The organism is Pseudovibrio denitrificans JCM 12308 (assembly GCF_001310815.1).
In the GTDB taxonomy this organism is placed as follows: Bacteria; Pseudomonadota; Alphaproteobacteria; order Rhizobiales; family Stappiaceae; genus Pseudovibrio; species Pseudovibrio denitrificans.
Genome location: NZ_BAZK01000007.1, coordinates 1 through 14,671 on the forward strand (window position 1 = coordinate 1; position 14,671 = coordinate 14,671).

The window sequence follows — 14,671 nt, forward strand, 5'->3', positions numbered from 1 at the left end:
GTCACTTGCCTTATCCTTCTTCTCTTGATTTTGGATGTAGCGTCTAACGACCTGTTCTTAATAGCCCGTGGTTGAGACAAAGTATCCCCGCGCCCAAAAATGATAGCCTTTGTAGCGCCGTTTCTTCGCATACTTGTTGGCAACATAAAGCGAAGTCTTCCCCTTCAAAAAGCCAACAATATGGGAGACAGAGTATTTGGGTGGGATTGAGATCAGCATGTGCACATGGTCTGGCATCAGCTCTACCTCTTCAATTAGGCAACTCTTTTGCAACGCTAACGTAACAAACCTATCTTTCAGCTCTCGCCGCAACTCACCATAAAGACGCTTAGTCCGGTACTTACTCGTAAAGACAACGTGATATTTACAGTCCCAAGTACTGTGATTAAGGTGATCGGTATCCATAAAAAACCTCCCTGCTCCATTGTGGAAAGGCCACGCCAATGGCCCAAGCAGGGAGGTCTCTTACTGAAAATGTAGAACTCTTCTAGTCCTCCACCGGAGGTGGGCTTACAACAAAAGAAGCCTGCGCGGGGCGCAGGCTTCTTGTTCAGCGGTGTTATTATTGTTGTTAGCTGACTGCGATACCTGGGAAGATGATCAGCAGGGCTACGGCGACGATCTGGATCATGATGAAAGGCAGCAGGGCCTTGAAGATCTCGCCGAGGCTTATGTCGGGTGGTGCCACGCTCTTTAAGTAGAAGGCGGCGGGACCGAATGGCGGTGACAGGAAGCTCACCTGCATATTCATGGCGAATACAACACCAAACCAGATCGGATCGTAGCCAAGCTGTGAGACGATTGGCACGAAGATCGGCATGGTGAGTAGTGCGATGCCAACCCAATCCAGGAACATGCCGAGCACGAACAAGATCAGCATCATGAACAGGATCACGATGGTTGGGTCATCAGATATCCCGGTGATCAGTGCTTGAACGAAGCGAATGCCGCCCATCAGGTTGAACACGCCGACCAGTGCAGATGCACCAACACCAATCCATACGATCATACCGACGGTAGACAGGGTCTGCTTTGCTGCACCCATGATGAGTTTCAGGGTGAACTCGCGGCGGATGATGGTGGAGATAGTTACGCCCAGAACGCCAATCGCAGAGGCTTCCGTCACACTGGCGATGCCGCCATAGATGGAGCCGAGCACGAAGACCACAACGAGGATCGGCAGGAACAGGCCTTTCAGAAGACGGATCTTTTCGGAAAATGGGATCTCACCTGCTTCCGGAATAGGTGCGACTTCAGGGTTGGAGTAAGCGCGGATCAGAATATAGGCCGCATACATGGCTGCCAGCATCAGGCCCGGGAAGAATGCTGCGGTGAACAGATCGCCAATGGAAACGCTGGCCGTCAGGCCATAGATGATCAGCACGATGGATGGTGGGATCATGGTTCCCAGTGCACCACCCGCGCAGCATACGCCAATGGCGAGTTTGCGATCATAACCAAGGCGTAACATCTGTGGCAGGGCGATCACGCCGAGAAGAACCACCTCACCGCCGATGATGCCGGACATAGCTGCCAAAACAACAGCCACGAGAAGTGTCTGGATGGCGATACCACCGCGCAGGCGCCCGCCGACCAGGCGCATGGCGTCAAACAGATCCCTGGCGATGCCCGACCGATCAAGGATCGCGGCCATGAGCACGAACATGGGAACCGAGACGAAAACAAAGGAGTTCACAAAGCTGAAGATGCGGCTGACGATGAGCGGCACCGCGCCCGGGCCGAACCAGCCCAATGCGAAGATGAGAGCAACCAGCAGTGTGACGAACGCAAGAGGCATGCCCGTCAGCAGCAGGAGAAGCAATGAGCCGAACATCAGAAGCGTAGCCACCTCGATGCCCAGAGCTTTAAAATCCGGGATCAGGAAGAGTAAATCGGTCATTTTTTCTTAGCGTAGTTGACGGCCAGAATTGCAAATTGCAGGCACATAAGAATGAGGATGCCAAGCAGGAATAGCTTCAGCAGCCCTGGTGTTGGCGGGTTCCATGCCGAGCCGGATGTCTCCAGACGAAAATCGCCGGAAGGTGTCCAGATTGCGCGCTTCACAACGAGCCAGCCTGCCCAGGAGAACAAGGCACTGGCGAGCGCACAGGCAACGGAAATGGCAACGTTGAAAACGCGCCGCATTTCGGGAGAAAGTGCATCGTAGATGAGAACCACACGGATGTGCTTGTTCGTGGATGCGCAGTAAAGACCACCAAACAGGAAGGTTGTCGCCGTTAAAAAAATAACGGTTTCATGGGCCCAGGTGGTAGGTGAGTTAAACAGATATCGCATTGCGACTTCCACAATCAGAATTGCCGCAGACAATACGATTGTGAGTGAAAACAGCGTGCCGAGTCTTGCTATTATGCTCCCGAACAGACCTGCTTCAGGTATGGCCTTCTGGCCTTTGTCCTTATCTTCTTGATCTGACATTCACCTTGCCTCCCCCGCTAGGTACCGAACCGTCGGGGAATTTGACGGTCCGGTATGTTTCACGCGATTAAAATCGGCTTACTCAGCAAGCAGACCTTGCTCTTTCAGGTAAGCAGACAGTACCGCGTAAACGCGTTTTGCGTTCTCAGATTTTTCAGCAACTTTTTCCCACTGAGAGCGTGCGATTGTACGGAACTTAGCACGTTCTTCTGCAGACCAGTTGTGAACGGTGATGTTTGGATCTGCAATAGCTTCTGCCACTGCAACAGCGTCACGCATGGAAAGCTGAGCGGTGATGTCACGTGCGTAGTCACGAACGGACATTTCCAGGATTGCCTGAATGTCAGCTGGCATTGTGTCCCATGTTGCTTTGTTCATGGAAACTTCAACCAGTGGCATGGAGTGGAAGCCTGGGTACACTGGGTGGCCAGCGACGCCGTGCATGCCCTGCTGGTGGTTGGTGGAGAACACAGTGTAGTCAGCTGCGTCGATCACGCCTTTATCGAGAGCGGTGAACACTTCAGAACCAGGCAGGTTCACAGGTGCTGCGCCAGCTGCTGCAAATACGTTCTGAACCAGACCTTCAGGTGCGCGCATTTTCAGACCTTTCAGGTCTTCAACGCCGTTCAGTGGAACCTTGGAAATGAATGCTTCAAGACCTGGGGTTGTTGCACCGATGAACTGAAGACCATATGGGTTCAGCAGTTCGTTCATCAGCTGCTTACCGCCACCGTACTCCATGAAGTTCAGCATTTCGGAAGGAGAGCCGTAAGCACCAACTGGGTTAGCGATCAAACCGAAAGCAGCGTCTTTACCGGTGAAGTAAGAGGTGTCGGTGATGTGACCGTCGATGATGCCTGCAGCAACAGCGTCCTGGGTTTCAGTGTGCTGAACGATGGTGCCTACTGGCAGCATTTCGATGTTCACACGGTCATTGGTGAGAACGCCAACGCGCTTCGCCCAAGCCTGCTGCAGTTCAAAGTTTGGGTTACCAGCTGGGTCAGAAGACTGGAAACGCAGCGAAAAATCTGCTGCAAGTGCCGTGGTTGCGGTGGATGCTGCAATCACTGCTGCAGCTGCAAATTTCAAAAGTTTCATACTCACAGTACCTCCCTGAAGAGTATTCAGTATATTGGTGACCTCAGGCCACAGTTTCCGGCATGATTTGGCGCAAAATTTGATTGATGATTTCAGTTTTGGCGCCACTCACATCGATGTTTATGTGCAGCTCGTCAGATGACGGGGGCTGCAGGATTTCCAGTTGGCTGTCGAGCAGCTCAAGCGGCATGAAATGATCCTGCCGATTCACCATTCTTTCGCGAATGAGATCTTTTGATCCTGAAAGGAAGATAAAACAGGCATGAGGCACGTAACTGCGGATGATATCGCGGTACGACCGCTTGAGAGCGGAGCATGCAACAACAACAGCAGGTGTTGCCTCTTGCTTGGACAGGTCAACAATCGCTTGTGAAAGATCGTTCAGCCAAGGCCGGCGCATTTCATCCGTTAACGGATGCCCCCGGCCCATTGCTTCAATATTGTCTTCAGGATGAAAATCATCGGCCTCGACATAGGTCGCCGGTAAACACGTAGCCAAAGCGCGTGCCACTGAAGTTTTTCCGACGCCACAAACACCCATGACGACAAATACTGATTTTTTATAGTCTTCCACGGCCCTAGTTTTCCTCCTAAGAGAATTTGATCATAAATGATTGCGCAATCATTTTGCAAGGGGTATCTGAAATATCTAAAAAGGCGCTCAGGAATAGGGAGTATTTTTTGATGCCAAAACCGACGCTTGTAGATGTTGGACGAGAAGCTGGAGTTAGCGCAATCACAGTTTCCCGCGCTCTTCGCTCACCGGAAAAGGTGTCGGAGGCTTTGCGCGCCAAAGTTGAAATTGCTGTGAAAAAACTTGGCTATGTGCCGAACCAGTCCGCTTCTACTCTAGCGTCAAATAAGTCCAGTTCCATCGTGGTTATGGTCCCTTCCATCTCGAACAACGTGTTCACAGATGTGCTCGGGGGAATCAGCGACTCACTGTATGGATCGCGCTTCAACATGCAGATCGGTTACACCAACTACGACTCGCTGGAGGAAGAGCGTATCCTGCGGTCGTTCCTGAACCCTACTCCCTCAGGTGTGATTATTTCTGGTATCGAGCAAACCCCCGAAACCAAGCAGATGCTCGAAAATGCAGGCGTTCCTGTTGTTCAGATTATGGACATCAGCGAAGATCCGATCGACAAGATCGTGGGGTTTTCTCACGACAAGGCAGCTGAAACGGCAACGCAGCATCTCATCGATTCAGGCTACAAAAACATCGGCTTTATGGGCGCACAGATGGATCCTCGTGCTCAAAAGCGTCTGGCAGGTTTCAAGAAGGCGATCAAAGCCAATGGTGAGCTGCAGGAGAAGAGCATCGCGGTAACCAACAAGCCCTCCAATGTGCAACTTGGGGGTACATTGTTTGGGAAGCTGACTTCGCAATTTCCTGAGTGCGATGCGGTTTTGTGCAACAACGATGACCTGGCGATTGGTGTTTTGTTTGAGTGTCAGCGCCGCGGAATCAAGGTTCCGGAAGAGTTCGGCATCTGCGGCTTTAACGACCTGGGCGTCTCATCGGAAACCGTGCCAAGCGTCACCTCGGTCTCTACAAACCTACGCGAAATCGGCCGACTGGCGGGTGCGATGGTGATTGGCAAAGAAGATGCGCCGACTGATCCGATCGTTGACCTGAGCTATCATATCTGCGTGCGCGAGAGCACCAGAAGGTCTTAGGCCAGAGCGGTCACTCTGGCCCTTTGATCAGTGGTAGTGTTTGCAGCGGGATGTTTTGCCCAGCCCCGGGTTGAAGCTGTTTGTCGGGTCGATTGATTTGTAAAACTCGACCAGATCCGGTTTGGCTTTGTAGATGTGCCCGACATTATGTTCTGCCGGATACTCCGCACCGCGAGTGTCCAGAATCTCAAGCATTTCCTGCTTGAGTGCAGACACATCAACGCCCTTCTTCACGATGTAATCCTGATGAAGCACATGGCACATGAAGTGCCCGTAATAGAGCCGGTGGATCAGCTTGTCTTCGATGTGGTCAGGCAGTTGCTCAAACCAGCTACGATCATCGCGGCGTAGCGCAATATCCAATGCGAGAATATCTTCAGCAGCATCACCATGAACGGCTTTGTAGCGCACGGCCGCACCAGCAGCAGCAAAGCGATGGAGCGCTGCCATTTTGCCTTCGGTGGTATCACACTCAAAATAGTCCCCTGAGCGAGATGCAAAGAAGTCTTTCAGGAAGGCCCCTGCCTCATCAATCCCTTCATCGCTCATCTTCAAGATGAGATGATGCTCGTAGTCTTGACGATACCGGGTCATGCGTTCTGGCAGCACACTTGGCCAGATTTTTGCTAGCACCTGCATGAAGCGATCTGTCAGGTTCTTTGGCAGGAAGCTGATCTTGTTCAGATAAGCATCCATCGCACCTTTCAGTGCAAAGAACATGGGCAGGCGATCTGTCCCGAGATGATTGATCATCACCACGGTGTCTTTGCCGTACTTCTCTGAGATGTCGTAGGCTTCGCGATGCATGTACTCAGCGGAAACCGGCAGGTTCTCGAAATGCGAGAGGATATGGCGGCGCAGTTCAGTCAGTTCAGCCGGATCATTGGTGCCGATGTAGAAAGTCTTTTCTGCGCCAGCTTTGGGGAACGTATCCAGACGAACAGCAAACACACCCAGCTTACCTGCACAGCCGCTGGCCTCATAAAGGCGACGTTTGTCTGCGTTGAAACGGGCGGGGGTTGAGGCATCCACTTGCCGAACGCGGCTGTGATACTCACTGTCGGAAGCTTTCTGGTTGGTGTCCTTCACATCTGCGGATGTGTAGCTACCGTTTTCCAGATTGGTGAGGATCTCTTCAGCGGAGTTACCAAGCTCTATGCCGAGGTGATTGACCAGCACCAGCTCACCATTTGCGTTGAGCTGCGCAAAAAGAGAAAGCTCGGTGTAAGACGGGCCGCGATTGACCAGTGACCCGCCGGAGTTGTTGCAGACGCCACCGATGATAGACGCACCGATACAGGATGATCCAATGACCGAATGGGCCTGACGACCAAGCGGTTCCAACAGTTTCTCTAGCTCGAACAAGGTTGAGCCCGGAAAGCTGATGATCTGCTTACCGCCATCCAGTGGCTGGATCTGAGTCATGCGGTTGGTGTTAATGAGCACTACATCGCGCTCATATACACCCTTCGGTGTTGAGCCTTCTGTGAGACCCGTGTTGGCCGCCTGCATGATGACGATCTTATCTGCAGCAACACAGGCTTCGAGAACTTTCCATTGCTCCAGCAATGTGCCGGGGCGGACAACTGCGATGGCTTCCCCTTCTCCAGAGCGGAACCCTTTACGGAACCGCTCTGTTTTCTTTGGGTCGCTGAGAGTGTGGCGGCTGCCAACGATGCTCTCAAACTGCTTGATCAGTTCTGCGTTGGTCATCACGACATCCTAGTAGGCGACGGATGGCAGCCATGTGGCCAGCGGAGGCATGTAGTACACCAGCATCAGACCCAGCAACTGCAGCAGCACGAATGGAATGATACCGCGGTAGATGTCAGTCAGTTTGATCTCTGGCGGGCATACGCCCTTCAGGTAGAACAAGGCGAAGCCAACGGGCGGTGTCAGGAACGATGTCTGCAGTGTCACCGCCACAAGGATCACGAACCAGATCAGTGCAGGCTCATCAATCACGCCATAGCCGCCAATGTCGAGACCAAGGCCGTTGATGATTGGACGCATCAGAGGCAGCACAATCAGGGTGATCTCGATCCAGTCCAGCACGAAGCCGAGCAGGAAGACGATAAACAGGATGAACAGAACCGTTCCGTTCGCACCAAACCCGGTGGAGGCCACCATTTCTTCGATCAGCGCATCACCGCCCATCTCACGCAGGACGTAAGAGAAGATGGTCGCGCCGAGGAAGATGGCGAAGATGTAAGCTGTGGTGTTGAAGGTAGACTTCAGCACGTTGACCAGCTTGCGGAATGTGAGCTTGCGGTAGCCAAGAGCCAGCAGGGTTGCACCCAGAGCACCGATACCGGAGGCTTCAGTTGGAGTGGTCAGGCCTGCGAAGATGGAACCAAGCACAGCGAGGATCAGCAGCAGGGTTGGTAGCGCTGCAATCAGAACATCTTTGATCGCGTGCCAATCCGGAGCCTTTGCACCTTCTGGCACGGGAGCCGCATCACGCTTCACCAAGGCAATCACGAAGATGTACAGCAAGTACAGCATGCCGATGATGATGCCCGGGAACACAGCTGCCATGAACAGGTCACCCACGGACAGAGCCATCTGATCTGCCATGATCACCAGCATGATGGATGGGGGAATGAGAATGCCAAGCGTACCAGATGCTGACACAACACCTGCTGCGAGCGACTTGGAATACTTCTGCTGCATCATGGATGGCAGGGACAGCACACCGAGCAGCACAACAGACGCACCGATGATGCCAGTGGAGGCTGCAAGGATGATACCGATCAGCGTAACCGTAATTGCAAGACCACCACGCACTGTACCAAACAGCTTCTGCATGGAAGTCATCAGGCGCTCAGCCACACCACTTTCATCCAGCATCAGGCCCATGAAGATGAACATTGGCAATGCGACGAGCACAGCGTTGGACATGGTCGCATAAACGCGGTTTACGGTTGCGCCCAGTGTCAGGTAGTCAAGGCCAGTGAACGTGCTCTCAAGGCCAGTCCACGCCATGTGGTCGTTATCAAACAGATAAGCCAGACCGCAATAGGCAATGCCGACACCTGCCAGCACCCATGCAACTGGATAGCCAGAGAAGAGCAGCGCAATGAAGGTGAGGAACATTGCGATGACGAGCTTCTCTTCGGTTGTCTCCACGAGGAAAGACAGGCCGTAAGCAACCACAGCAAAGCCAAGGAATGCGAGGAGTATGAGGCGGATGCCCTTCCCTTTTCGCTCGCTCTCACTGTTGACCCAGATTGCGTGAACGTCGTGAATAAGGCGGGCGAGCGCTGCAACTCCAAGAAGGACAAAGCTTAAGGGGATGATTGCTTTGAAGGCCCAACGCGCAGGCAAGCCTGTTGGGCTGGAGGAGCGTTCGCCAACGCGGAAACTGTCGTAGAAATAGTCGTAACCCTGATCCACCATCAGATAGATGAATGGAACCAGCAGTGCCAGAATGCCGACAATCTCGATGAAGCGCTGTGTGCGTGGGCTCAGCTGCATGTGCAGCAGATCAACGCGCACGTGACTGTCCGTCACCAGTGCGTAGGAAATACCCACCATGGTCACCAGACCGTAGAGGTGCCATTGAAGTTCATCGAGCTTGGGGAAGTTGTAGTTAAACAGGTAGCGCATTGTTACCTGAGTGACGATTGCGAGGATCAGGAACAGGTTGGCCCACATAACCACATGGCCAACGCCCTTTACAAAGTGATCCAGTGCAACGGCTATGGGTTGTTTGTCAGTGTCTTCGTGCTCGAGAATTTCTTCAAAGAGCTCAATTGGATCTGAAGTGTCCTGAGGATTTTTTATCATAGCATTCACTCTTGCAGGTCAACGCCGCAACTATCTGGGCTGGAAGGCTGAGGCCAATAGCAAAAAAGGGAGCGGCAAAAGGGGGAGCCGCTCCCAAGTTTTTATTATTTACGCGGCAGGAACGCGTTTTCTTTCCAGATTTTGTAGTTGTCGCGGAACTGGTTTAGGTCAGCCAGAACCTTCGCGAAGAACGCATCGTTCGCAGCTTCTTCCTGAGCAACTTCGTCCCAGGTTGAGCGGAATACGTCGAGCATTTCAGGAGACCACTGCTTGATCTGAACGCCATTGTTGTTGACGTTGTCGAGCAGAGCTTCGTGCTGGATTGCTTCACCTTCCGCAAAGCTGTCAGTCACAGATGCCTTACAGGCGTTCTCGATGATTGCTCTGTTGGTGTCGCTGGTTTTGTTCCAGACGTCTTTGTTGATCAGCAGCTCAAAGACAGTTGCCTGCTGGTGCCAACCTGGGAAGTAATTATACTTTACCAGTTTGTGGAAGCCGAGGCGTGCATCGATCGCTGGCATGGAGAACTCAGTCGCGTCGATCGCGCCTTTTTCAAGTGCCGGGAAGATTTCACCGCCTGGCAGCAGAGAAGTCGCAACGCCGAGTTTCTGCATCACCTTACCGCCAAGACCGAAGAAACGCATCTTCAGGCCTTTGAGGTCTTCTGGGGAGTTGATCTCTTTGGAGAACCAGCCGGATGTCTCAGGAGCGATGATCGCACATGGCAGAACTTTTACGTTGTAGCCAGCCTGATCGTACATTTCCTGATAAAGGGACAGGCCGTTACCGTAGTAGAGCCATGCAGCGTATTCACCAGCTTCCGGGCCGAACGGAACGGCAGAAAACAGCGGGGCAGCTGGGATTTTACCTGCCCAGTAACCTGCTGTGGTGTAACCGGAGTTGATCTTGCCGGAAGAAACGGCGTCGAGAATTTCGAATGGTGGAACCAGCTTGCCCGGCTCATACACCTTCATTTTGATAGAGCCGCCAGACATCAGCTTCAGCTGGTCAGCGACGCGAGGAATTGGGCTACCCAGACCTGGCAGAGAGGTTGAGAAAGCGATTGGCGTCTTGAGCAGCAGCTTGTCGGCTGCATTCGCAATTGGAGCTGCGAGCACAGATGCAGCGACAGAGGCGGCGAGAGCAAGGCTTAAGACAGATTTTTTCATGTTTCCTCCAAATGGCATTCGGCTGCTAAACGCGCTTTTGCGCTGTCCTCCCAAGCAGCTGATTGATGGTAAATAATATTGACCTCTAAAATAAATCAAGAAATATATTTTGCGTTTTTAGCCGTTTTTCGGGCTTGACACGCGTGTAAATACTAATGGTGCGGTTGCGTATAATTTGGGGAGTTTCGTGCTTAAGGAATGGAAATTAAGCGGTAAAACAACGTATTAGTGCGTAATACATGCTTTGATATATCAATACTGTGGCTCTCCGGCCTCTTCCTCTTGAATTGGAAAATAAAATCGACCAATATTGGATTTGTGTCCGGCAGGAAGTGTAAAATGGTGTCTGTAGATAATCTTTTTGAGCCGATCGATCACGATACGGTGGTGGATTCTGTAACTGAACAGATCGAGGGTCTCATTCTGGCCGGTGTACTGAAAGAAGGCACGAAGCTGCCTTCTGAAAGGGACATTTCAGAGCGTATGGGTGTGTCTCGTCCCAAGGTTCGTGAAGCTTTAAAGCGACTGGAAGATTCCAATCTCATTACCATTCGTCATGGGGAAGGATCGTTCATCGCGCCTTTGATCAGCGCGGCAATGAGCCCTGCCCTGATCAATCTGATCAGTCGAAACCAGACGGCTTTTTACGATTACCTTGAATATCGCCGAGTTCAGGAGGGTTTTGCAGCTCGTTTGGCTGCGGAGCGTGCAACGAAGTTGGACCTTGAGCGCCTAGAGGCGATCCTTGAAAACCTGCGGGATGCACAGGCTCGGGCGGATGATATCGCCTCAAAAAAGAACGACATCGCCTTCCATCTTGCAATCGTTGATGCCAGTCACAACGCCATGCTCATTCATATGATGTCATCTATTTATGAGCTGACACAAAAAGGCGTCTTCTATAACCGCGAGTTTCTGCGGTCGATCGACGGAACAGGTGAGCAGCTGCTGGAGCAGCATGAGGAGATTGGTCGCGCGATCTTTAGTCGTAATGGCGCTAAAGCAGAAGAAGCTGCGCATCGCCATATTGACTTCGTGGAGACGTCTTTCCGTCTGGGGCAGGATCAGCAACGCCGTGAACTCATCTCTTCAAAACTCTACGCTCTGCAAAGAGGTGAAGAATAATTACCACTGTTACGTATTGGGAAGTTTGGCCGCTTTCCATTCATTGAAGGATCATTCGCAAGTGTGCCTCACGAATGATCTTGAGGATATGGTGCTTAGCGGCTCTCAATCCACGCTTTCAGGTCGGCTACGTTTGGCTCAACAAACTCCGCCATGCCACCTGAGAACTCTTTGAAGGCGTCAATGTTGATGTCATTCGTGCCCACGAGCACTGACGCGCCGCTTTCCAGCGCTTTTACAATCAGATCCCTAAAGCCGCTGCCATTGGCTTCCTGTTCGCCAAACTTGTTCAGGATGAACACATCAAACGGCTGGTCAATGCGCTGAGCCACCTCGCCTGCAGCTTGCGCAAGGGCCGATGTGTCCAGTCGGCAACCGGAAGATTCCTTGCCGAGAGATTGAGTGATCGAGATCTGTGGGCCATCTGGCAGGACGAGCACGTCCATATCGCAGCGGTGACGATCTTCGTTCACTGTTTCTGCCTGCACGATACCGCAAGTCCGTATGCCGTCTTCCCGAAGTTTCTCGGAGAGTTCTGTCAGCACCAGTTTCCCTTTTGGCAGGGTGTAAGCAATTCTCATCTGGGGTCTTCCTTGCGCTTCTGTTTTTTCAGCTATGTGAAAACTCTCATATCAAACTGTAATAATCCTAGTTTGATCTACGCAAGGTTACCCCTGCGGCGAATGCGCACAATCTTCTTTCCAAGACAGACTTTGCACATTCATTGCAGGATGAAAAGTGTGGCTACTGTCTCTGGTTTAGCCTGCATGTGCCAGTTCTGGCGGATGAAAAGCCTCCGCAAGGATATCTGTCAGGCGTGCTGGTGGCTTTGGCGATGTCGCATTGTTGAGTAGTTCCCTTACTTGTGGGGATGAAGTCGGGTCGAAACGAACAATCGCATTCGGTCCGCCAGTCAGCGTGATGGATTGTACCTTTATAGGCGATTGTGCGTAGGTGCCAAGAAGCAGCCGGAGCTCCTTTGCATTCAGTAACTCATAAGGTTTGGGCGTGGTCAGATGGACTCTGTCGGTCTCGATGCGGCGCAGGACAACTGGCGTTTCCATGTTGGTTCTGAGGCGTACAAGACCCGCTATATCCGTGTCCATGAGTGCGGAGGTCACCTCCTGTGCGCCGAAAAGGTGATCGTGCTCATGTGTGGGGTAGTGGCGCCGGAGCAGTTTCAGCTCATCCGGTGTCAGCGAAGCTGCGCCCTGGATTGGGCCATGAAGGAAGTGCTCCAACTCTTTTGCACTCCAGCGATTACCGTCATAAGCTGCCGACACTTTGCTTAGCTTTTGAAAGCTGTCGAACTCATATTCCATGTAGTATTTGAAGAGGTTGCGCTCCTCGGGAGTGTCGCCATAGACCCTCAGGTAATCGGCGTGCATCTCAGTGAAGTTTAGATAAGCTCCGGTTGCTGTTGTGCCGTTCACGTAATCGAACGCATCAATCACTTCGTGCTTAAGCGCCTGAAGAGCAGAAGTGCCTCGTAGAAATCCATGTGCTTTGGAGTGCAGGCCATGACGAGATCGTGGATGCCCAAATCCTCTCTTGCGACCTGAAACATGTACTTCAGCAAGGCGTGGATGAGTGACCCCTCCTGCGAGCGGTAATCCGGGTGAACTGTGAGTGAGGATGCTTCAGCGATGCGCCGGTCCCATTTGGCGATGTGATCGAGAGAGAAAATCTGCTCAACAGGCAGTTCTTCCTGAGACTTCACGATAACCGTTGTGGTTGCGATGACGGTATCGCCCTGCTTTGCGATGAGAGTGTAGCTGGATGGGAGAATGTAGTAGGGCGTGAACCTGTAGCCCGTGCCATCCTCCTTCATGTAACCCACCTGAGTGTAAGAGTTGTAGAGTAACTTGCAGACCTGAGTGAGCTCTTCAGGTGTATCCGCTTGTTTGAAAATGACACCTGCAGGAGGGCTGTTTTGCAGCTTTACTCTTCTCCGGAAAATGGAAAACTTTCGCGATCTGGCTGCTTCGTGATTTGCGCAGTGCTGATTTGTATTGATCATGCTCAATAACCTTTACTTGAACAATCTCGCTTGTTGCAGAATAAAAATCGAAATTACCTAAAGTTATAATTCTGCAATGCTTTGATGAATCTGAATAGAATAAAAATAATATTAACGTTAATATTACAATTAACATTGACAAATACTTGTTGAGTCAAAAATATGCTTAGTTGGGTTGTGTTTTAAATTTAAGCGCAATCGATAAATTATATTACTGAGCGCGATGAGCACTTAGATTGAATTCACGTTTTATTTGTGGAGGAAGGCATTGACTGTTTTAGCTGCATCCCAAGTTCATGAGGTATCACCGGTCGCAAATACCGGATTTTCCTATGAAGCTGCATTTTCCAGAAACATTGGATGGGTCACTGAAGAGGAGCAACAACTGCTTCGAGGCAAGCGGGTTGCCATTGCCGGAATGGGTGGTGTCGGTGGCATCCATGCCGTCACGCTGGCGCGTCTGGGCATTGGTGCGTTCAGTGTCGCAGATTTTGATCACTTCGATATCGTTAACTTCAATCGCCAGATTGGCGCAACCGTCAGCACACTGCAGGAGCCGAAGGTCTCGGTGATGTCAGAGCAAGTACGAAACATCAATCCGGAGGCGGACCTTCGTGTGTTTCCTGATGGCGTAACAGATGAGAACATCGATGCCTTCCTGGAAGGCGTGGACATGTTCGTTGATGGGTTCGATTTCTTCGTGCTTGGCATGCGACGCAAAGTGTTTGCGAAGTGTCGTGAACTTGGCATCCCGGCTGTAACTGCCGCACCTCTTGGTATGGGGACTGCCTATCTATGCTTCACACCGGATGGCATGAGCTTTGAGGACTACTTCCAGTTTGAAGGCGAAGACGAGCTGCATCAGTACTTCAAGTTCCTGCTCGGTCTTGCTCCAAGTGCGTTGCATCGCCATTCATTGGTTGATACCTCTCAGTTGAACTTGAGTGAGGAGCGTGGCCCCTCTACAGCTGCCGGGTGTCAGTTAGCTGCTGGAGTTGTGGGAGCACAGGCTGTGAAGCTGCTGCTTGGGCGTGGGCCTCTGAAGCCTGCCCCATGGTATCATCACTTTGATGCCTACGAGGGAAAGTTCGTTACCAAGCGCCTCCCCTCTGGAAATGGCAACTTCTTTCAAAAAATGAAGCTTAAGAAAACGATGAAGTTGTTTTCTTAGGAGCAATCCTCTGAGTTTTGGTGCGCGCAGGATGAAACCAATCTTGCGCGCAGTCTATTTTTTAAGATTTTGGGTGCTGTGTGATTTAATATGAGTTAAAATCTCATATTATTGACTTTCGTCAAATAAGAGCGCTCGGGAACGTGATCTACAGTTCTTGCAACTCATTCGCATTTGCGA

At 51.7% G+C, this 14,671-nt stretch carries 13 protein-coding genes and 1 pseudogene; 3 read left to right on the forward strand and 11 right to left on the reverse strand.

Features of this window, described 5'->3' with window-relative positions:
• Positions 1–60: 60 nt before the first annotated feature.
• From tnpA to JCM12308_RS10150, 5 genes and pseudogenes are all read right to left on the reverse strand, one after another.
• Positions 61–405, reverse strand: a pseudogene (gene tnpA, locus JCM12308_RS10130) (IS200/IS605 family transposase); the annotation flags it as partial.
• A 166-nt stretch (positions 406–571) separates the two neighbouring features.
• Positions 572–1,900 (reverse strand): TRAP transporter large permease, encoded by a 1,329-nt coding sequence (locus JCM12308_RS10135; protein ID WP_054783636.1) that lies wholly within the window; start codon positions 1,898–1,900, stop codon positions 572–574.
• Positions 1,897–2,436, reverse strand: coding sequence for a TRAP transporter small permease subunit (locus tag JCM12308_RS10140; RefSeq protein ID WP_054783637.1), 540 nt, complete (start codon positions 2,434–2,436; stop codon positions 1,897–1,899). Before JCM12308_RS10140 ends, JCM12308_RS10135 begins: the two co-directional genes overlap by 4 nt.
• A 78-nt stretch (positions 2,437–2,514) precedes the next feature.
• Positions 2,515–3,534 carry a TRAP transporter substrate-binding protein gene (locus tag JCM12308_RS10145; RefSeq protein ID WP_008549437.1) on the reverse strand — a complete coding sequence of 340 codons (1,020 nt, stop codon included), beginning with the start codon at positions 3,532–3,534 and terminating at the stop codon, positions 2,515–2,517.
• A gap of 43 nt (positions 3,535–3,577) precedes the next feature.
• Positions 3,578–4,108, reverse strand: a complete 531-nt coding sequence (locus tag JCM12308_RS10150) for a gluconokinase (RefSeq protein ID WP_008549178.1) — start codon at positions 4,106–4,108, stop codon at positions 3,578–3,580.
• Between the two features lie 110 nt (positions 4,109–4,218).
• Between JCM12308_RS10150 and gntR the strand changes: the two genes are divergently transcribed.
• Positions 4,219–5,217 (forward strand): HTH-type transcriptional regulator GntR, encoded by a 999-nt coding sequence (gene gntR, locus JCM12308_RS10155; RefSeq protein WP_008549262.1) that lies wholly within the window; start codon positions 4,219–4,221, stop codon positions 5,215–5,217.
• 27 nt (positions 5,218–5,244) lie between these two features.
• On the opposite strand, the gene dld is transcribed toward gntR, so the two are convergent.
• The 3 genes from dld to JCM12308_RS10170 all read right to left on the reverse strand — a co-directional run bounded on the left by dld (position 5,245) and on the right by JCM12308_RS10170 (position 10,175).
• Positions 5,245–6,930, reverse strand: coding sequence for a D-lactate dehydrogenase (dld, locus tag JCM12308_RS10160; RefSeq protein ID WP_054783638.1), 1,686 nt, complete (start codon positions 6,928–6,930; stop codon positions 5,245–5,247).
• A 9-nt stretch (positions 6,931–6,939) separates the two neighbouring features.
• Entirely contained in the window at positions 6,940–9,006 is a 2,067-nt protein-coding gene (locus JCM12308_RS10165; protein ID WP_014284612.1) for a TRAP transporter large permease subunit, read from the reverse strand.
• Between the two features lie 104 nt (positions 9,007–9,110).
• Entirely contained in the window at positions 9,111–10,175 is a 1,065-nt protein-coding gene (locus tag JCM12308_RS10170) for a TRAP transporter substrate-binding protein (RefSeq protein ID WP_008549002.1), read from the reverse strand.
• 339 nt (positions 10,176–10,514) lie between these two features.
• Between JCM12308_RS10170 and JCM12308_RS10175 the strand changes: the two genes are divergently transcribed.
• Positions 10,515–11,300: a FadR/GntR family transcriptional regulator gene (locus JCM12308_RS10175; RefSeq protein WP_008549269.1), complete on the forward strand. Its 786-nt coding sequence runs from the start codon at positions 10,515–10,517 to the stop codon at positions 11,298–11,300.
• A 95-nt stretch (positions 11,301–11,395) separates the two neighbouring features.
• Here JCM12308_RS10175 and JCM12308_RS10180 read toward each other — a convergent pair whose 3' ends face one another.
• The 3 genes from JCM12308_RS10180 to JCM12308_RS29545 all read right to left on the reverse strand — a co-directional run bounded on the left by JCM12308_RS10180 (position 11,396) and on the right by JCM12308_RS29545 (position 13,320).
• On the reverse strand, positions 11,396–11,881 hold the full coding sequence (locus JCM12308_RS10180) for a DUF2478 domain-containing protein (protein ID WP_054783639.1): 486 nt from the start codon (positions 11,879–11,881) through the stop codon (positions 11,396–11,398).
• A 177-nt stretch (positions 11,882–12,058) separates the two neighbouring features.
• Positions 12,059–12,754 (reverse strand): hypothetical protein, encoded by a 696-nt coding sequence (locus JCM12308_RS29540; protein ID WP_208978429.1) that lies wholly within the window; start codon positions 12,752–12,754, stop codon positions 12,059–12,061.
• Complete coding sequence (locus JCM12308_RS29545; RefSeq protein WP_208978430.1) at positions 12,751–13,320, reverse strand: N-acyl amino acid synthase FeeM domain-containing protein; 570 nt, start codon at positions 13,318–13,320, stop codon at positions 12,751–12,753. The genes JCM12308_RS29540 and JCM12308_RS29545 overlap by 4 nt, the downstream gene beginning before the upstream one ends.
• Positions 13,321–13,588: 268 nt before the next feature.
• Between JCM12308_RS29545 and JCM12308_RS10190 the strand changes: the two genes are divergently transcribed.
• A complete protein-coding gene (locus tag JCM12308_RS10190; RefSeq protein ID WP_054783640.1) occupies positions 13,589–14,491 on the forward strand; it encodes a ThiF family adenylyltransferase in 903 nt (300 codons plus the stop codon).
• Positions 14,492–14,671 lie beyond the last annotated feature (180 nt).